Origin of the sequence: Fodinicola feengrottensis (assembly GCF_010993775.1) — a bacterium.
In the GTDB taxonomy this organism is placed as follows: domain Bacteria; phylum Actinomycetota; class Actinomycetes; order Mycobacteriales; family HKI-0501; genus Fodinicola; species Fodinicola feengrottensis.
Map to the genome: position 1 here is coordinate 15157 of NZ_WOTO01000008.1, position 18259 is coordinate 33415.

General features: G+C 66.8%; 19 protein-coding genes and 3 pseudogenes. 9 read left to right on the plus strand and 13 right to left on the minus strand.

Going from position 1 to position 18259, the window contains the following annotated elements; translation table 11 throughout:
• Positions 1-19: 19 nt before the first annotated feature.
• Positions 20-322: an ArsR/SmtB family transcription factor gene (locus GNX96_RS09220; protein WP_163567751.1), complete on the minus strand. Its 303-nt coding sequence runs from the start codon at positions 320-322 to the stop codon at positions 20-22.
• A 57-nt stretch (positions 323-379) separates the two neighbouring features.
• Between GNX96_RS09220 and GNX96_RS09225 the strand changes: the two genes are divergently transcribed.
• Together GNX96_RS09225 and GNX96_RS09230 are read left to right on the plus strand one after the other, a co-directional pair.
• Entirely contained in the window at positions 380-934 is a 555-nt protein-coding gene (locus GNX96_RS09225; RefSeq protein ID WP_163567752.1) for a questin oxidase family protein, read from the plus strand.
• Positions 901-1404: a hypothetical protein gene (locus GNX96_RS09230; protein WP_163567753.1), complete on the plus strand. Its 504-nt coding sequence runs from the start codon at positions 901-903 to the stop codon at positions 1402-1404. The genes GNX96_RS09225 and GNX96_RS09230 overlap by 34 nt, the downstream gene beginning before the upstream one ends.
• 2 nt (positions 1405-1406) lie before the next feature.
• Here GNX96_RS09230 and GNX96_RS09235 read toward each other — a convergent pair whose 3' ends face one another.
• The 6 genes from GNX96_RS09235 to GNX96_RS09255 all read right to left on the minus strand — a co-directional run bounded on the left by GNX96_RS09235 (position 1407) and on the right by GNX96_RS09255 (position 7197).
• Entirely contained in the window at positions 1407-2522 is a 1116-nt protein-coding gene (locus GNX96_RS09235; protein WP_279579855.1) for a hypothetical protein, read from the minus strand.
• Positions 2523-3076: 554 nt separating this feature from the next.
• The gene (locus GNX96_RS09240) at positions 3077-3943 is read right to left on the minus strand and encodes a TIM barrel protein (protein ID WP_163567755.1); all 867 of its coding nucleotides are present in this window, start codon (positions 3941-3943) and stop codon (positions 3077-3079) included.
• Between the two features lie 90 nt (positions 3944-4033).
• Complete coding sequence (locus GNX96_RS50320; protein WP_279579856.1) at positions 4034-4282, minus strand: hypothetical protein; 249 nt, start codon at positions 4280-4282, stop codon at positions 4034-4036.
• Complete coding sequence (locus GNX96_RS09245) at positions 4245-5147, minus strand: hypothetical protein (RefSeq protein WP_163567756.1); 903 nt, start codon at positions 5145-5147, stop codon at positions 4245-4247. Before GNX96_RS09245 ends, GNX96_RS50320 begins: the two co-directional genes overlap by 38 nt.
• Positions 5105-6286, minus strand: a complete 1182-nt coding sequence (locus GNX96_RS09250) for an ATP-binding protein (RefSeq protein WP_163567757.1) — start codon at positions 6284-6286, stop codon at positions 5105-5107. The genes GNX96_RS09245 and GNX96_RS09250 overlap by 43 nt, the downstream gene beginning before the upstream one ends.
• A complete protein-coding gene (locus GNX96_RS09255; RefSeq protein WP_279579857.1) occupies positions 6283-7197 on the minus strand; it encodes an AfsR/SARP family transcriptional regulator in 915 nt (304 codons plus the stop codon). Before GNX96_RS09255 ends, GNX96_RS09250 begins: the two co-directional genes overlap by 4 nt.
• A gap of 164 nt (positions 7198-7361) precedes the next feature.
• Between GNX96_RS09255 and GNX96_RS09260 the strand changes: the two genes are divergently transcribed.
• The 6 genes from GNX96_RS09260 to GNX96_RS09290 all read left to right on the plus strand — a co-directional run bounded on the left by GNX96_RS09260 (position 7362) and on the right by GNX96_RS09290 (position 12856).
• Entirely contained in the window at positions 7362-8504 is a 1143-nt protein-coding gene (locus GNX96_RS09260) for an inorganic phosphate transporter (protein WP_279579858.1), read from the plus strand.
• Between the two features lie 78 nt (positions 8505-8582).
• The gene (locus tag GNX96_RS09265) at positions 8583-8771 is read left to right on the plus strand and encodes a hypothetical protein (RefSeq protein WP_279579859.1); all 189 of its coding nucleotides are present in this window, start codon (positions 8583-8585) and stop codon (positions 8769-8771) included.
• A 166-nt stretch (positions 8772-8937) separates the two neighbouring features.
• Complete coding sequence (locus GNX96_RS09270) at positions 8938-9174, plus strand: hypothetical protein (RefSeq protein ID WP_163567761.1); 237 nt, start codon at positions 8938-8940, stop codon at positions 9172-9174.
• 199 nt (positions 9175-9373) lie between these two features.
• Complete coding sequence (locus GNX96_RS60950; protein ID WP_313885614.1) at positions 9374-11104, plus strand: helix-turn-helix transcriptional regulator; 1731 nt, start codon at positions 9374-9376, stop codon at positions 11102-11104.
• Positions 11105-11268: 164 nt separating this feature from the next.
• On the plus strand, positions 11269-11808 hold the full coding sequence (locus GNX96_RS09285) for a hypothetical protein (protein WP_163567762.1): 540 nt from the start codon (positions 11269-11271) through the stop codon (positions 11806-11808).
• 562 nt (positions 11809-12370) lie between these two features.
• A complete protein-coding gene (locus tag GNX96_RS09290; protein WP_163567763.1) occupies positions 12371-12856 on the plus strand; it encodes a hypothetical protein in 486 nt (161 codons plus the stop codon).
• Between the two features lie 30 nt (positions 12857-12886).
• On the opposite strand, the gene GNX96_RS50325 is transcribed toward GNX96_RS09290, so the two are convergent.
• The 6 genes and pseudogenes from GNX96_RS50325 to GNX96_RS09315 all read right to left on the minus strand — a co-directional run bounded on the left by GNX96_RS50325 (position 12887) and on the right by GNX96_RS09315 (position 17966).
• Positions 12887-13069 (minus strand): hypothetical protein, encoded by a 183-nt coding sequence (locus GNX96_RS50325; protein WP_279579860.1) that lies wholly within the window; start codon positions 13067-13069, stop codon positions 12887-12889.
• Positions 13070-13116: 47 nt separating this feature from the next.
• On the minus strand, positions 13117-13542 hold the full coding sequence (locus GNX96_RS09295) for a heat shock protein transcriptional repressor HspR (RefSeq protein WP_163567764.1): 426 nt from the start codon (positions 13540-13542) through the stop codon (positions 13117-13119).
• Positions 13535-14704, minus strand: a complete 1170-nt coding sequence (gene dnaJ, locus GNX96_RS09300; protein WP_163567765.1) for a molecular chaperone DnaJ — start codon at positions 14702-14704, stop codon at positions 13535-13537. Before dnaJ ends, GNX96_RS09295 begins: the two co-directional genes overlap by 8 nt.
• The gene (gene grpE, locus GNX96_RS09305) at positions 14701-15234 is read right to left on the minus strand and encodes a nucleotide exchange factor GrpE (RefSeq protein WP_279579930.1); all 534 of its coding nucleotides are present in this window, start codon (positions 15232-15234) and stop codon (positions 14701-14703) included. The genes dnaJ and grpE overlap by 4 nt, the downstream gene beginning before the upstream one ends.
• 197 nt (positions 15235-15431) lie before the next feature.
• Positions 15432-17316 (minus strand): annotated as a pseudogene (gene dnaK / locus GNX96_RS09310) (molecular chaperone DnaK).
• Between the two features lie 155 nt (positions 17317-17471).
• A pseudogene (locus GNX96_RS09315) lies at positions 17472-17966 on the minus strand (pyridoxamine 5'-phosphate oxidase family protein).
• A gap of 62 nt (positions 17967-18028) precedes the next feature.
• Between GNX96_RS09315 and GNX96_RS67100 the strand changes: the two are divergent.
• Positions 18029-18187 (plus strand): annotated as a pseudogene (locus GNX96_RS67100) (helix-turn-helix domain-containing protein); the annotation flags it as partial.
• Between the last annotated feature and the right edge of the window lie 72 nt (positions 18188-18259).

The following is an 18259-nucleotide window of genomic DNA, read 5'->3' on the forward strand; positions in this document are numbered from 1 at the left end:
TCCCGGCAACTGGGGCCGCTCAGGTGTGGTTTGGCACCGGTTTGTCGGCTCGTACGTCCGCCAGCACCGCCTCGAAGATCCCCGCCACCAACTCGACCGCGGTGGGTACGAGTGAGTAACAGATAGTAGTGCCCTCTCGGCGGGTGGTGACCACTCCAGCAGACCGGAGCACCTTCAGGTGCGCCGAAATGGTCGGCTGGGCGACGTCGAAATAGTCGGTGAAATCGCAGGCACAGGTGTCCGGCTCGCGCGCCAGCCGGCGGACGATGCCGAGCCGGACCGGGTGCGCCAGCGCCTTGAGGACTTCCACTTCGTCGAGCACGGTGCTAGCTTAACGCCATATCCCTATATAGCTGATTCTCAATATAGGAGAGGCGCTATGAACGTTGTGCTGGACGAAGCGCTCGACCGGCTGTCCGCAACTGGCCCGGAGTTCCGCGGCGGGCTGAGCAACCACGGCCCGATGGTGGTGGAGGCGTTGGTACGGCTCGGCTGCGACGATGACGTGGAGCACTGGGTCGACGGCTATCTGCCCCAACTCGACGAGCGACCGCGACCGGCCGCCCGGATCACCGAGGAGGGTTGGCGGGACGCGCTGGGCGACTACCGCCGGGTCGGCGACTGGCAGGCGTATTTCGTCGACCAACTCACCTCCGCGCCGTGGCGGGACGTGGTGGCGCAGTGGTGGCCCCGACTGCTGCCTGGCATGATCGCCGGCGCGACACACGGCGTTATCCGTACGTCACAAGCGATCCGCGGCCTCGCCGACGACGCGGCCAGTCCATACCGACGGACCGAACTGGCGACCGGCCTGGCCTACTGGGCGGCTCGGTATTTCGAGCTGCCCGGCGCGGAAAACTCGGGTCCGGTTCGCGGTCGCCGGCGCAGGCGCTGGCGGCGATGCCCGCTGTCGAAGTGGCCGACGCCGAGCTGATCACCGGGCAGGTCGCGCCGGTGGTGACCTCGCCGGCATTCCAAGAAGCGGTCGGCGAGCTTCGCCCCCCGGCCGCGATCGATGCCGCTTTTGGCACCCTGACAAGGACTTTCGCCGACGTGTACGTCCACTATGGACGGAACAGCCCGATTGGCCTGGTGCACGCGGTGACCGCCCCGACGGCGGTACGATCCATCCTGCCGTTTTTGCCGGCAGCTCTCTGGCGGCCCAGCCACGACGCGCTCTGGCACGTCGGCGCGACCCTCTTCACCGCCTTTGGTCAGGGAAAACCGCAGGACGAGCCGCCCACCGGAGCCGGCCAGCAGCCCGCTGTCTCGGTGGCCGCCGCGGTCGCGAGCGGTGACGCGCATGCCATCAAACTCGCCGAGGCATGCCTGCGAGAACACCAGAAGTCGCCCGACCCGGTCTACTTGCACGCGGCCAGCCGTGGAATGTATGCGGCCGGCTGACGTCAGCAAGCAGGCGCCGGATTTTCCTGTTCCAGTGTGACGGTCAACGCATTCGGCGGGGCTGGCATCACGAGATAGCGCGCCGTGATCTCGCACGGCACGGTAATCCCATATTGGTCGCCGTTATTGACCCCGACTCCTTGACCGTCTACCTGTGCCTCACCCGGCGTCGTCGTGTCAACGATGAAGGAGCCGTCCGGCGCGTGCACCGGATCGCCCAGGGCCGGGAAAGAGTTGATTTTCCACCGCAGGGCACTGAAGTGGCCGATCAGCGTGCCATCGCGGAAGGTGGTCGGATCATTCAGTCGGAACGGGCAGTTCGGCTGCGGAGCCAGCGCGCTCGAGCGTACGCAGATATTGAGCTGAGTGCGGATCTGCTGCTCGTAGAGGTGGCTGGCTGCCGGCGTGAGGGTGGCTTCCATCGGCAGGGTGGCCACTCCGGCACCGGAATATCCTGCGGTGGCCACAATCAATGGCGGATCAGCGGAGGTCACCATCGAAGGCTCCAGCGACTGCGGCACATAACTGCCCGGGAAAACCTGGAAAAGCGTCGGCCCGGGCACCGAGGTCGCCCTTTTCCCATTGAGAGTGAGATATTCGAACGCCTGCGGCGAGTCCAGAGTGACCTGTGCGTACGGGACTGGAATGCGCCAACCCGGCTGTCCGACTGGCGGATGCGGATCCGCGACCAGATAAATGCTGCCGGTGGAGGAAGTGCCGTCGGCGGCGGTGATCTTGATTCGTACCAGCCGCTCCACCGTCTGGTTCTGCGGAAAAGGATCGCCAGCCTCGACCGCCGAGGTCACTTTCCAGTCCGTACGCAGGAAGCCCTTGTCCAGAAACTGTTCCCGTTTCAGATCCGGTTGGGTGGTCGGCCGGGCGATCCGCAATGCGCCGGCCACATCCTTGCGACGCAACGCGTCCAGGAAGCTGGTCACCAACGGAACCGTGCCGTCGTGAGTGGCTCGGTAGAACGAGATGGCCGGGAATGCGCCGATGGCCAGCACCAACACCACCACCCACGCCGTCAGGGTGAGCGCCAGCAGCACGTACGGCGGGCGGCTCCCCGACTTTGCGAACGACGGCATCGGCGCCGGCACGACGGCCGGACCACTCACCGGCAAAGGGATGTCAGGCGGGTTTGGCGCCAACGGCACATCCGGCGCGGGGGTGTCGGCCGGGGGACTGGCAGCCGGCGAAACCTGATCCGGCGGCGCCGCAGCGTCCGCCTTTTCTGGCACTACTGCGACAGGCTCTTCGCCGGTCGACTCTTCCCCGTCAGGGCGTTTCCACCCAGAGTCGTTCATGGTGGTCATGATAGGGACAACTAATTCCGTCGGAGGCCGAATGGGAAGAACAGGTCAGCACGGATAGTCAGGATCGTGCACGCTGCAGTCGATGTCCGTGGCGACCGTTGCGCGTACACCGTTCGGCGGTGTGATGGCGGCCATGAAATTCGGATGAATGTCGCATTCCATCGTGACGGAACAGGTGCCGGGCATCGGGCCCAGGGCGTGACCGCCCACCGATCGCGGCCGCCGTGAGAGTGCCGCCGGTCGGCAGTGTTTTAGCGCTGTCATTGACATATCCGGCGGTGACTGCCGGCCGGTCAACCAGAGGACGTCATTCCGGCAGAATAGGAGCGCAGCGCCGGGACCCGTCCCGGAAAATCTCAGAGCAGGGAGCGCAAATAGGCGGCGCTGGCCGCCACATCGGCCTTGGGCCCGTCACCGGTGGGCGCACCGGCCAGTTTGATGTCCTGCTCGAGGACGTACCAGCCCTGATAACCGGCACCGCTCAACGCTCGTACGACCGCCGCGATGTCTATATCGCCGGCGCCAAGAGGCCGGAAGACACCGTCGGTGACGGCATCGCTGAAAGCAAGCTTGCCGCCGGCTACGAGAGCCGCCTTTTCCTCGTCGACGTCTTTCATATGTACGTGACCGACTCGCTCCGGATGCCTGGTGGCCAGCGCGACCGGATCTCCGCCGCCGCAAGCCACGTGCCCGGTGTCCAGGCAGAGCGGGATGCCGCAGCCGTCCAGGACACGCTGGATCTCGGCCGGCTGCTCAACAACCGTCCCGACATGCGGGTGCAGGACCGCGGCCAGCCCGGCTTCGGCGCACACCGCGACGGCGGCGTCCGCGGTGGCCAGCAGCTGGTCCCACTCGGCGGTCGTCAACTCCGGTCGTACGTCATAGCCGTCCAACCCAGTGGCAGCGGCCAGCACCACCGAATCGCCGCCGGCGCTCTTGAAGCGCTCGATGCACTCGGCGAGCGGGGTCCGCCAGTCGCGGCTGGCGTCGTGCAGCACCAGCGGGGTGAACCCGCCGACCAGCGTCAGCGACTCGGCTTCCAACGCCTCGCGCAGGGCCGGCCCGGCCGCTGGCAGGAATCCGTCCGGACCGGCTTCGGTGGCCGCGAGACCCAGCTCGCGCATCTCCGCCAACACCCGGCGGGGCGGCAGCTGATAGCCCCAGCCGGGCACCTCGGACACCCCCCACGAAATCGGCGCTGCCGCGATTCTCGACCCTGTCATGTGGCTCCTGCTCGTCGTCCGGTGCCCGTCCAACTGAGGCTACCTTCGACCCGCGGATCCGTCGCCACCCCTCGTGCTGGTGATCGTTTGTCAGGCAGGTCTGAGAAAGCTGGCCGGTGCCAGTCCGGATCTCAGGCAGACGAGTGCGGTTTCGGCCGCCGCGACGAGCAGGCTTTGGCGGTCTTCGCCGACCTGCTCGTCGCACTTCTTCGAGGAAAATTTCTCTGACCAGGCAACGAATGTCTTGTCGTCCAACGGCCAACTGGGAAGCTTGGTGAGTTCACGGGCGCGGACCGACAGCTCACGCAGCCGGTCGGCCTCTGGCGGCTCGCACAGCAACGCGGCGAGCCAGACCGCACGGGTAGTCGTCCGCAGATCCGATACCGACAGGCAAGCGGTGAGGCAGGTCCCGAAGGTGCCGGCGGGCGGTGTGGGGATGGTGGTCCAGCCGTTCCAGGTCGGCGTACGCGAGCAGGCCCACCCCTCGCAGTTTCGTCCGGTGGTTGGCGCCGCTGAGCTCCAGGCTCTCGGTCAGGCGCTGCCGGCCACGCTCGAACTGGCCCAGCCGCGCGTACGCCCAACCGCAGTACGCCAACGTCTCGATCAGCCAGTTCAGCCGCAACGGCGCCCGGGCCGCGAGCAGTGCCTCGGCCTGCCGGAGCGCTTCGTCGGGATGCCCACTCCAGAGCGCCACACTTGCCCCCCGATAGCCGATCCGATATCGGATCGCGGCATTTTCCTCGATCAGGTCCGCGATCGCGGTGGCGCGGCCCAACAGCTCTCCGGCCTTCCCATAATGGCCCCACTCGCCAGAGATGTTGGCCATGTCCGTCAGGGTGATCACCAGGGTGACGGGATCCGCGGTCGTCGCTTCGGCCGCTCGTACCCAACCCGCCGGCCTGCTCGACGCAGCTGGATCGGCCAGCATCTCGCTGGACGCGACCAGACCGATCCCGATGTCCACCCGGCGACCGGCCTCGGCCGGATCATCCTCGTCGATCAGCGTCAACGCCGTGGTGAGGTGCGTCGATACCTCCCGCGGGCGGCCATGCAGATATGCGAGCCGCCCGGCCCAGTGCGAGAGATGGGCACGCAACGGCACCGGCAGGTCGTCGCCGCGCGCGAGAGCACGCTGGGTGAGCCTTCGTACGATATCGAGATTTACCCTTGGTTGCTCGAAAACCGGTCGCCCAGCGGCCAGCATCTCGGCACTCGCGGCCCACAGTGCTGGATCGTCCGAGTCAAGCGCCCACACCAGGGCGGTGTGGATGTCGTCGAGGTGCGCGGCGGCCGCCGCGACCGCCGCCGGCTCGTCTCGCGGGGCGTCCTCGACCGCTTGCAAAAGGGCGCCGCACCAGCGCAGATGGCCGCGTCTGGCGGCTTGGGACTCGGCCGGATCGGCCCGGTGGGTGGCGCGAATTCGCGGATCGGTGGGAGCAGTCGGTAATGCAGCTCGGTGCCGCTGTCGACGGTCTGCATCATCGAGTGGTCAACCAGGCTGGTGACCAGCGGCGCGATGTCAGCGACCGGGAGCGGGTCATGCCCACACACCTGTTCCGCCGCGGCAAGGTCGAAGGTGGCCGGGAAAACCGCCAGCCGGGCCAGCAACAGGCGTTCGGCCGGCGGCAGGAGCTGTTCGCTCCACTCGAAAGTGCTCTGCAGCGTGTGTTGGTGAGGCAACCGGTGGTCGGCGGTGGCGGTGAGTACGGCCTGATTGGCCGTCAGCCGGTCTGCGAGGTCACTTATGGACATCGCGCGGAGCCGAGCCGTTGCCAACTCGATAGCCAGCGGAAGGCCACCGAGGTCCCGGCAGATGCCGGCCACCGCGGTCAGCTGGCTGGCCACGTCCAGCCGGGGTCGGATCTGCCGGGCCAACCGGGTGAAGAGCTGGACCGCCGGGCTGGCGGCGATCTGGTCGGACTGCCAGGTCTCCGCGGCGGGCACCGGCAGCGGCTCGACCTCCCAGACAGTCTCGGCCGGCAGGCCCAGCTGATGCCGGGACGTGACCAGATGGCGTACGCGCGGGCATGACCGGCTGAGATGGTCGACCAGGCGGGCGCAGCTACGTCGTACGTGTTCGGCGTTGTCGAAGACGATGAGCCGCTGCTGCCCCTGCAGTATTTGAGCGGTGGCGGCCAGCGGTGATTCGCGGCCGATCGGGGCGTCCAACGCGGACCGCAGCGCCTCGGCGACCAGGTTCGGGCCGTCCGGGGCCGCAGTCTCGGCCGGCAGCCGGCCGCATTCGATCACCACCACGCCGTACGCGTGATCCGGCGCGACCAGCTCGGCGGCGGCCAGCGCGAGCGCGGTCTTGCCGGCGCCGCCCGGGCCGACCAGCGTCACCACCCGGTGTGGTCGGCGGTCGAGCGAGCCAGGTCGGCGAGCAGCTGGTCGCGGCCGATCAGCGGCTGCGGCTCCGGACCACGGCCGATCCAGCTGCGGCGCAGTGGCTCGGGTCCGGGCTCCAGCTCCGGCTCGTCCTCCCGGAGCACCGCCAGATGCGCTTCGCGAAGCTCCGGACCAGGGCTGACGCCCAGCTCCGCACGCAGGCCTCGCCGAGTCCGCTCGTACGTCGTCAACGCGTTCGCCCGCTGGCCGAGCGCCTGGTAGAGCCGGACAACCCGGGCCTGCAACGGTTCGTTGAGCGGTTCGGTGCCGGCCAGCGGCGGCAGCCACGTCTGTAGGTCGCCCTGCTGGCCAGCGCGCAACTGGGCATCGGCGCAGTCCAACGCGGCCCCGAGATATTCCTGCTCGACGGCTGTCACCGCTGGTTGCATGCCCTGCAGACCGCCGAGGTCGTCGAGCGTACGACCGCGTCGAAGGCCAATCGCCGCGCGCAGCAACCCGGCCGCCTGATCGCTGCGGTCCGCCATCCGGGCCGCGTTCACCAGCTGGCGAAAGCGCTCCAGATCCACCTCGACCGCCGCCGTGTCCAGCAGGTAGCCACCGGAAGATGACCTGATCAGGCGGTGCTTCACCGGGCTTGACCGGTCTGGTTCCAGCGCCTGCCGGAGTGCGGCGACATAGTTCTGCAAGGCGGCCACCGCGCTCGGTGGCGGCGCTTCGGACCAGATGAACTCGACAAGGGCGTCGCGGGACACCGGGCGGCCGGCCGCGAGCGCCAGCAACGCCAACACGGCCCGCGGTTTGGGCCCGCCGAGGGGGATCTCCACCTCGGCGGCCGCGGCCCGCCGGAATGCCCGGAGCGGACCGAGCACCTCCAGCCGTACCACCGACACCTCGTCAGGTCCCAAAATGCCACTCCGGTCTGCCTGCTCCCCGGCGTCATCGTATGACTCGGTGTCGACGCCCGTGCCCAGTCCGGAATGTCGGAACATATGTGACCTGTTGGCGACCTCCAGGTGAACTCTGCTGTCGGCGGTTGCTCCGGAGTCCCTCGCTGCCGCTCCATAAGGGGGTGACTACAGGGCTGATCATCGTTGTCGTCGTCACCGCGCTGGCGTTCGACTTCACCAACGGATTCCATGACACGGCGAACGCGATGGCGACCTCGATCGCCACCGGCGCCCTGAAACCCCGGATCGCGGTGCTGGTCTCCGCGGTCCTCAATCTGGTGGGCGCGTTCCTGTCCATCTCGGTGGCGGCGACCATCGCCTCGGGCGTGGTGGACGCGAAAGTCGTCACCCCGCAGGTCGTCTTCGCCGGCCTGGTCGGTGCCATCGCCTGGAACCTCGTCACCTGGTATCTCGGGCTGCCGTCCTCCTCCTCGCACGCGCTGATCGGCGGCGTGGTGGGCGCGACCCTGGTGGCGGTCGGACCGAACGCGGTGAAATTCGCCGGCATCATCTCCAAAGTGCTGGTTCCGGCGGTGATTTCCCCACTGCTGGCCGGTTTGGTGGCCGGGATCGCGACGTACGTGGCGTACAAACTCACCGACAAACAGCGCCAGTCCACGGTCAAGACCGGGTTCCGGATCGGCCAGATCGCGTCCGCCTCGCTGGTTTCGTTGGCACACGGCACAAACGACGCGCAGAAGACGATGGGCGTGATCACCCTCGCGATGATCACCGCGGGCCTGCTACCAGCCAACTCGGCGCCGCCGGTCTGGGTCATCCTCGCCGCCGGCCTGTCCATCGCGGCCGGCACGTACATCGGCGGCTGGCGAGTCATCCGTACGCTGGGCAAGGGCCTCACCGAGATCGAGAGCCCGCAGGGCTTCGCCGCCGAGACCGCCTCCGCGGTCGTCATCCTGGCTTCCTCACACGCCGGTTTCCCGCTGTCCACCACGCATGTCTGCTCCGGCGGGATCATCGGCGCCGGGGTCGGCAAGCGGCTCGCCCGGGTGCACTGGGGCGTCGCCGGCAAGATGGCGGTGGCCTGGCTGCTCACCCTGCCGGCCGCCGCGATCGTCGGGGCGCTGGTTGGCCAGGGCGCGAGCCTGCTGGGCGCACCCGGCATCTGGATCATGGCCGTGGTGGTCGCCGCGTTCGGCTTCGGCATCTACCTGCTGTCCCGGCGGAACTCGGTCAGCGCCAACAACGTGAACGACTCGGTGAACCCGCCGCAGCCGGTCGCCGTCGCCACCGGGGTAGGAGCCTGAACATGAACAGTCTGATCAACGTCAGCGCCCTTGCCCAGGTCATCGTCACCGCGCTGCGCTGATCGCGGCGTCCTCATCGTGACCTTGTACGCGCTCGGAATCGTGGCTGTCAGCAAAGCGCCGCTGCGCGCTCGTACGGACGGCAAGACCGAGTCCACCGAGCCGGCCAGCGGTGGCATCGCCTGGCTGGCCCTCGCGGCCCTCTGCTTCCTCGCCTACGCCGCCGCCATCGTCATCGGCGTAGTGGTCATGCTCAGCAAGGGCTAACCCTTCGTAGCCGCTCCTCTTGCCGGAGGAAGGACCTCACTGCGGGTGAGCGGTCTCCACCTGCCATCTCCACCCTGATCTCCACCAGCGGGAGGTCCTTATCCACCCACCTCGCCGCCTAACGTCTGGTTTGTCAAACAAGCCAACGAAAAAGCAGGTGGGACAAATGGCAGCACTGCTGGACTTCATGCTTTACCGGATGATCTATCTCGGCGCGATCGCGGTCGGCCTCATCATCCTGGTATTCGTCGCGATGGTGATCCTGAAGAAGCTCGGGCTCTGGCATCGCACTCGCGAGCTGGCCGAGCCGTTCGTACGGCAGCAGCTGAAAAATCGCGGCGGGGTCTCGGCGCTCATCGAGAAGCAGCTGCCGGTCAACCAGAAGAACGGTGACCGGTCATGAACATCCTGATGGAGCTGCTGCTTGAGCGCGTTGTCGTCGGAGCCGGTATTTTCGTCGGCATCATCGTGTTGCTGTTCGTGCTGGCCATCATCTACAAGAAGTTCGTCAAGTAACGGGGTTCGGGTGACCAGGGGTTTCGTCGTACGGCTGGACCCAGCTGCTCTCCAGCTCCGACCCGGAAACCGGTTGGGCCATCCGGTTGCTCGGCACCGCGCTGCTGATCGCCAACCTGATCCTGGCCCGCCCCGGCGAGCCTGCCGTGGTCGGCTGGACGGTGCTGATCGTCGGGTTTCTGGCCTGGGTGTTCGCCGCACTCCTGGATGGGCGACTGGGCTGGCAGTCAGTGGTCGCGCTGGCCCTGTCGGCGGCGCTGCCGACCGTCCTGCTCGGCCCGAGCCCGGACAGCACCGCATCCCTCGCGGTCTTCATCCCTTTCGCGGTCTTCGCCGCCCACCTGCGGGTCCGGGTCGCACTGGTCATCGCGGTCGCAGTGCTGATGGCCGCGATTGGCTGCGCCAGCCTGCTCACGTACCACCGCGGCCCGGTCGAGATCGTCAGCGACTTCGTGGTGCTGTTGATCCTGACCGCTTTCGGGCTGGCCCGCCGGCGCTACCGGCTGCGCGCCGAACAGACCCGTGAGCTGCTGCTGGAACAGACCAGGCTCGCGCAACGCGAGCAGGCCCGGGCGGCGGCGTTGGACGAGCGGGCCCGGATCGCTCGCGAGATGCATGACGTGCTGGCGCACTCGCTCGGCGCGCTCAGCGTGCAGCTCGATGTCGCCGAAGGGCTGCTGAGCGAGAAGCGCGATGTCGAGGGCGCCCTGGCCCGCGTACGCCGATCCCGCCGACTCGCCGTTGAAGGCCTCGCCGAGGCTCGGGCCGCGGTGGCCGCCCTCCGCGCCGACATCCCGCCGCTGCGCGACGCGCTCACCGAGCTGACCGACGCGTACCAGCGCGACCATGATGTCGAGGCGACCTTCCAGGTCACCGGCCCGCACCGGGCACTGTCCCCGGCCGCTGAGGTGTCACTGCTGCGTACGGCCCGAGAGGCCCTGACCAACGCGGCCAAGCACGCTCCCGGTTCGCCGGTGTCGATGGCCCTGGACTACACCGAGGAGAGTATTCGTTTGAGCGTACGAAATATCGCCGCTGCCGTGCCGCCCAACCACGGTCAACGGCTTTGGACTGGCCGGCATGCGAGAGCGAGTCGCGCTGGTCGGCGGCACCCTGTCCGCCGGCCGCGACGACGGCTCATGGCTGGTCGTCGCGGAAGTGCCAGCAACGTGATCCGCGTCTTGGTGGTGGACGATCAACAGATCATGCGCGACGGTTTGGTCGCGCTCCTCGGACTGCTCGACGACGTACACGTGGTCGGCGACGCGGGCGACGGCCAGGCGGCCCTCGACCTGTTGGCCGAAACCACCGCCGACGTCGTCCTTATGGACCTGCGTATGCCCGTACTCGACGGTGTGGCAGCTACCCGCCCATCATCACCGCCCGGCACCCGGAGACCGCCGTCCTCATCCTCACCACGTACGACGACGACACCTCCATCGCATCCGCCCTGCAGGCCGGCGCCCGCGGCTATCTCACAAAAGACGCCGGCCGAGTGGAAATCGCCGCCGCCCTGCACTCCGCCGCCGCCGGCCAGTCCACCTTCCCCAGCCGTCTCCCGCCGCCTCGTGGCCGCCTTGACCCGTACGGACACACCGCCGCCCCGCCGTACGCCTCCGGACGGTCTCACCGAACGGGAGGCGCAGGTCCTCGGCTTGATCGGCCAAGGCCTCAGCAACGCCGACATCGCCAGCACGCTTTTTATCAGTCAAACCACGGTGAAAACGCACATCAACAACGCCTTTGCCAAGATCGGCGCCCGCAACCGCACCGAAGCCACCCGCTACGCCCACCAACACAACCTCGCGAACCCCTGATAGTGGCGGGGCTATTCCGTTGTACTCGTGAGTGGGGCCAAAGACCTGTTTCGCACCGTGGACTACGGGCATGATGGACGCAGAGTGACTGACGGGGAGACGAGATGAGCGTGCCGACACCGGTGATCAAGGACTTCGACCTTTTGGACGCCGTCGTACGAGACTTGGCCGCGATCGACGACTGGTCGGTTTTCTGGCACCCGGTCAATTCGTCATTCCTCGGCCGCGACTACGCCGAACGCGTCCGTACGGCCACCGGCTGGACTCCCCACCTACCCAACTCCGAAATGCCAAACGGAACCACGTCCGTTGAATTCCAACTCCCTTGTGGTGGCTGCGTCGATGCCGAGGCGACCGTCGTCAGCGTGAAGCGGCCCGACCCGCTGTGGTCCCTGCGGATTGAAGCGGCAGGCGTGACGACGGACGCAGTTGACGCAGCCCGCTCGCTGGCGATCGCCGCGACGAATGAGTACGCCCACCGAATCGCGGCACTGCTGGGTGCGCCAGAAATTGGTCCTGTCGCCGTGTCAGGTAACGAAACCGAGCAACCTCTGGATGTGGATTTTCCCGGTGCCATAGCAGGTTGGCAGCGAACGAACGGGATCATCAGGCTCGTCGCCGGCCAGTACGGCCCGCTGTTCGCTGACGAAGACGCATATTTTTCGATCGGCTTGGATGTGCGACCTGGTGATCGCCGTGGCTGACCCCGCAAGACCAAGAGCGACAATCCCCAGCCTTCAGCAGCTCCGCGATGAAGTTCTAGCAGTTGAAAATCAACAAACGGTCGAGCCACCAGTCCCACAAAGACTGGCACAGGCAATCGCGGAGCTGCAGGCTCGAGGCATTCACGTACGGAATGTGCCGGAGCTGCTGGGATACCTGGCGCACTGCGTGGCCACCGTCCAAGAAGGGCAGCCAGGTTTCGACTTGGCTTCCTACCGTACCGATGACGGCAGCTGGCTACCATTCGCCGCAACGGGAATGCGATTTTTCTACGGTGGTTTCGTATGCGACCCCCGCAGCAGCCAGGTAGCACAGAACGCCTGGTTCCCTCACGAGCGATCGCAGAACGGGCTGTCGATCATCTGCAGGCCCAGGAATACCCGGCAACAACGTTGGAGCGCCTTGGCGACGCGGCAACTATCGACCGGCTGAATTTATGGGACACCAAGTTGACCAAGCCGCTGCAGCCCTATCTGGACTCCATGGCAGCATCGCGACCAGAGTTGGCCCGAGCGAATTCGCGGCGCTCATGGCCGGGCCGACTTGAAGAAATTCGCGGCGTTGGTGTGGAAGGAGGGGCTTTCGGCGCAGTATGCGCGGGAGGCCGGTGGACCGGTGGCGGTGATCAATACGGCGCCGTACGAGCGGCAGACCTGGTTCGAAAACGAACGACCGGCCGCGCTGGGCAACGGCCACACGACCCGTGACGACATCACGTACGCCGGATTCACCCACGCACCGCTCACCGCCGCCGAAGCGGCCGCGGGACAGAAATCCCAGCCACTGAACGCATTCACCGGGCCGCTCACCGACCGGCAAGCCGACGACTACATGACATTCCCCACAGCACCGGCACAACCAGAACAACTCGAGGGACTACAGACCCACGCAAACCTCGAAGAGCTCTACCAACACGCGGTCCACACCCGCGACAAAACGTACGCCTCAACCCCCGCGGCCATCGCGCGCCCACCAACACCCGCACCCCACCCACGCTACCCGCCGAGACCACACCGCCCGACCCGCTGAGCAGCCGGACTTTTACTTTGCGGAAGGCGGTTAGCGAGAACCGTCCTGGAAGAGCTCCTCAGCACGCCACGAGGCATCGTGACGACCGGTGTCGGCGACCACGCCGTGCGCATTCGGGATGGGGAATCGGTTGGTGGCCACGATCAGCAGCTCATCCACCTGCGCGTCGTTCAGTCCCTGGACAAGGTTCAACAATTTTTCCCTGCTGGTCATGGTTCCAGCATACGTGTGGCAAACGAAAACGCTGGCAGTGGTCACCTTCACCGGCCGCGTTTCTTCGGTTTCCAGACGACCAGCGCGTTCTGGCTCATCGGGACGAGGTCGCGACGGTACGACGCGTGCACCGCGGCCTGGACCTCGGCGACGTGGCGGTGCGCGGCTTCCAGGTCGGCGACAAGCTCATGCACTCGTTCCTGCAGTGCGACGACCTGGTTCTCCAGGTCGATGATCCGCTTGATGCCGGCGAGGTTGACGCCGTCTTCCTGTGACAGCCGCGAAATCGACCGCAACAGCGCCACATCGCGGGTGCTGTAGCGGCGGCCTCCGCCAGCCGTCCGGCCGGGCTGCACGAGCCCAAGTCGGTCGTACTGGCGGAGGGTCTGCGGGTGCATACCGGACAACTGGGCGGCCACCGAGATCACGAAGACCTTGGCGTCTTCCGGTACGCCGATGACATCATCAACCATGGCGACCCACCTCTCGCTCCAGGTCGGCGCGTGGGTTCTCGTCGACCAGCTCGGCATACGCCTTCAGCGCGGTCTGCGCGTCCTCGGAGAGGTTTTTCGGTACGACCACGTCGATCGTGATCAGCAGGTCGCCAATGCCGCCTTTGGGCTTGGAAACTCCACGGCCACGCACCCGCAAGGTCCGGCCGCTGGGGGTGCCGGCGGGCACCTTGACGGTGACCGCGCCATCCAGGGTCGGCACCCGGATGGAGGTGCCGACCGCTGCCTCCGGAAAGGTGACCGGCACGCGCAGCGTCAGATCGTCACCGTTACGCCCAAAAAGCTCGTGCTTGCGGACGTGTGCGATGACGAAAAGGTCGCCAGGAGGACCGCCGCGGCGGCCGGGCATGCCCTTGCCGCGGATCCGGATCCGCTGCCCATCGGTGACACCCGGCGGGATGCGTACGTTCAGAGTCCGCGTCTTGGTGACGCCACCGGTTCCCCGGCAGGAGGGGCATTTCTCGTCCACCACCGTGCCGGCGCCCTGACATTCGCGGCATGGCTCAGAAAAACTGAACGAGCCCTGATCACGACTGACCAGGCCACTGCCGTGACAGACCGGACACGTCCGCGGCGCGGTGCCCGGTTTCGAGCCCGATCCGTGGCAGGTGTCGCAGGTGCCCGGGGAGTTCAGCGTCAGCGGCAAAGTGACGCCATGCGCGGCCTCGTCGAAATTCAACGTGGCCTCGGCCTCGATGTCACCGCCCCGGTTGGGGCCAGATGCCCGGCCCCCACCACCAAAAACCGAACCGAAGAGGTCACCGAGGCCACCGGCCGGCCCGGTGCTCGGACCGGGACTCTGGCCGGCACCGCGCAACAGGTCAGAGAGGTCGAAAGGCACGCCGCCAGCACCGGTGTCGCCGGCCTGTCGGCGGAAAGCACCGGCACCGAAAAGCGACCGCGCCTCGTCGTATTCCTTGCGTTTGGCGACATCGGAGAGCACACCATTCGCCTCGGAGACCTCTTTGAACTTGCGCTCGGCCTCGGCGTTGCCGGGGTTCTTGTCCGGGTGCAGGTCGCGGGCGAGCGTACGGTATGCCTTTTTGATCTCGTCCTGGCTAGCTTTTTTCGAGACGCCCAGCGCCTTGTAGAAGTCCTTTTCCAGCCAGTCCCTCGCACTCACCGGGCGCCCCTCCTCTCCATGTTTTCGTCTCTACTCGCGCTGTCGGTCGGCGCGGCAACCGGCTCTTCGGCCGGCGGTGGCCCGGCGACCGGGTCAGTTGGTGCGGCGGCCGGCCCAGCGGGGTCCAAAACCGCCACCATCGCCGGCCGGATCAGCCGCTCACCGAGCAAATAGCCCGGCTGGAACACCCTGACGCAGGTCGGCTCGGAAACGTCGCTCGGCTCCGCGTGCATGACCGCCTCGTGCCGGTTCGGATCAAAGGCATCACCCTTCTCACCAAACGCGGTGAGCCCGACCTTGCCCAGGGTGCCCTGGAGTTTCTCCGCGACAGCGGCGAAAGCGCCGGACAGGTCGCCGTGCTCGCGGGCCCGGTCAATGTCGTCGATCACCGGCAACAGCGCGGTGATCAGCGCCGCGGTCGCCAACTCGGCGGCCACCGACTTGTCCCGGTCCACCCGGCGGCGATAGTTCGCATACTCAGCGGTCACCCGCTGCAAGTCGGTCGTACGCTCATCCAACTGCTTTTGCACTGCCTCCACCTCGGCCGAACTCACCACGTCCTCGACCGCACCGCCAGCCGGTGATTCCTCGGCTGGCGCCGGCTCCGCCGCAGCCTGGGGGCCGGGCGAGGGCCGGCGGGGTTGACCCGTTTCCGGATCGATCCGCCGGCGGTCTCGGATCACGACGCGGGGTTCCTCCTGGTCGGGATCGCGCCCCTGCTGTGGCGTCATGACTTCTTGTCGTCCTCATCCACGATCTCGGCGTCCACCACGTCATCCGCGGACTGCGCGGTGCCGCCACCCTGACCGGTCGCCGACTGCGAGCTGGAGTCACCAGCGCCGGCGTCCGCGGAGCCAGCCGAAGCCTGGGTGTTGGCATACATCGCCGCCCCGGCCTCCTGGCTGGCCTTGGCCAGTTTTTTTTTTCCTGCGCGGCCTTGATAACGTCCAGGTCCGAACCACCGAGCGCGGACCGCAGGTCGCCGAGCGCCTCGCCGATCTCGGTCTTCTTGTCCTCAGGGATCTTGTCGCCGTTCTCGGCCAGGAACTTCTCGGTCTGATACTGCAAAGACTCGGCGAGGTTGCGGGTTTCCGCGTCATCGCGCCGCTTCTTGTCCTCCTCGGCGTGCGCCTCGGCGTCCCGCATCATCCGCTCGATGTCGTCCTTGGGCAGCGCGGAGCCGCCGGTGATCGTCATCGACTGCTCGCGGCCCGTACCCAGATCCTTGGCGTTGACGTGCACAAGGCCGTTGGCGTCAATGTCGAAGGTGACCTCGATCTGCGGCACTCCACGCGGTGCCGGCGGCAGCCCGGTCAGCTCGAACATGCCGAGCTTCTTGTTGTACGCCGCCATTTTCCCGCTCGCCCTGATAGACCTGGATCTGCACGCTGGGCTGGTTGTCGTCAGCGGTGGTGAAGACCTCGGACTTCTTCGTCGGGATCGTGGTGTTGCGCTCGATCAGCTTGGTCATCAGGCCGCCCTTGGTCTCGATGCCCAGCGACAGCGGGGTGACATCGAGCAGCAGCACGTCCTTGACCTCGCCGCGCAGCACACCGGCCTGCAGGACCGCGCCGACCGCGACGACCTCGTCGGGGTTGACGCCCTTGTTCGGCTCCTTGCCACCGGTCAGTCCTTGACCAGCTCGGTGACCGCGGGCATCCGGGTGGAACCGCCGACGAGCACGACGTGGTCGATGTCGCTGGTCGGGATGCCAGCGTCCTTGATGGCCTGCTGGAACGGGTTCCGGCAGCGCTCCAGCAGATCCTGGGTCATCCGCTGGAACTCGGCCCGGCTGATCGTGGTGTCCAGGTGCAGCGGACCGTCGGCGCCGGCCGTGATGTACGGCAGGTTGATGGTCGAGGACTGCGAACCGGACAGCTCGATCTTCGCCTTCTCGGCGCCCTCACGGAGCCGCTGCATCGCCATCTTGTCCTTGGACAGGTCGATGCCGTTCTGCGCGTTGAACGTCTTCACCAGGTGGTCGACGACCCGCTGGTCCCAGTCATCGCCACCGAGGTGGTTGTCTCCGTTGGTGGCCTTCACCTCGATGACGCCGTCGCCGATCTCCAGCAGGGACACGTCGAAGGTGCCGCCACCGAGGTCGAAGACCAGGATGGTCTGCTCTTTCTCACCCTTGTCCAAGCCGTACGCGAGGGCCGCCGCGGTCGGCTCGTTGACGATCCGCAGCACGTTCAGGCCGGCGATCTCGCCGGCTTCCTTGGTGGCCTGACGCTGCGCGTCCTCGAAATACGCCGGGACGGTGTGATCACCGCGTCGGTGACCGGCTCGCCCAAATAAGACTCGGCGTCACGCTTGAGTTTCTGCAGCACCCGCGCGGAAATCTCCTGCGGGGTGTAGTTCTTGCCGTCAATGTCGATCTTCCAGTCGGTGCCCATGTGGCGCTTGACCGACCGGACTGTGCGATCGACGTTGGTCACTGCCTGGCGCTTGGCGACCTCACCGACGAGCACCTCGCCGTTCTTGGCGAACGCGACGATCGACGGTGTGGTCCGAGAGCCCTCGGCGTTGGCGATTACGGTCGGCTCACCGCCCTCCAGGACAGAGACGACCGAGTTCGTCGTACCGAGGTCGATACCGACCGCACGTGCCATTACATCCTCCATAGGCTGTCCCGAGTTGAGCGCTTCGGACTCAAGTTTGCACACGCTCTCGCTCAATCGTCAAACCAGACTTGAGCCCGCTCGCCGCAACTTTCTCGTTGAGTCGAACGCCAGCCTACCGGAGTGCATTCCCGCTGGTTGAGGGGTCAGTGCTTACGGACCACGCGCTCTGCCTCTCCGGGCTTCCAGATCGTCACGTCCAGATGCCCGTCGCCCACCTCGACCGCCGATCCGACCGTGATGTCGGCCACGTAGAACTGGTCGAACTCCCGGCCGCGCAGGTCGAAACCGGTGTCGTCGTACAGCTGCTGCGCGCGAATCGTTGGTGCAGCTCGGTGTCCTGCAGGTTGGTGACTGTGCCGAAGAGCTTGCGCGTCGCCGTCCTTGACGTGCGTGTCGACGGTGGCGGTGTGCAGGCAGAACCGTGGATCGCGGGCCAGGTCGTTGAACTTGGTGGTGTCCGGCATGCCGACAACCGCCAACTGGCCTTCGAAGATCCGTGGCTCGACTGGGCTGATCCGCGGAAACCCGTCCGAACGAAGGGTGCCGAGCATGCAGAGGTTGCCGGTGGCGGCATGTCGCCGGAGAAAGATCTCGGCGATGCGCGGAGCGGCTTGAGCGAACTCTTTCCAGGTCGTCATGACTACGACGCTATCGCCAAACCTTGTCAACGAGTGTCAAGGTTTATCCGTACGCTGGACCGATGCGGGCGAGCCGACTGGTGCAGGTGTTGCTGCTGTTGCAGACCCGCGGCCAGCTGACCGCTCCGGAGCTGGCGAGTGAGCTCCAGGTCTCCGTACGCACGGTCTATAGGGACCTCGAAGCACTGTCAGCAGCCGGCGTACCCGTCTACAGCGAGCCAGGCCGGGCCGGTGGCGCTCGGCTGGTGGACGGCTACCGGACCCGGCTGACCGGCCTGACCACCGACGAGGCC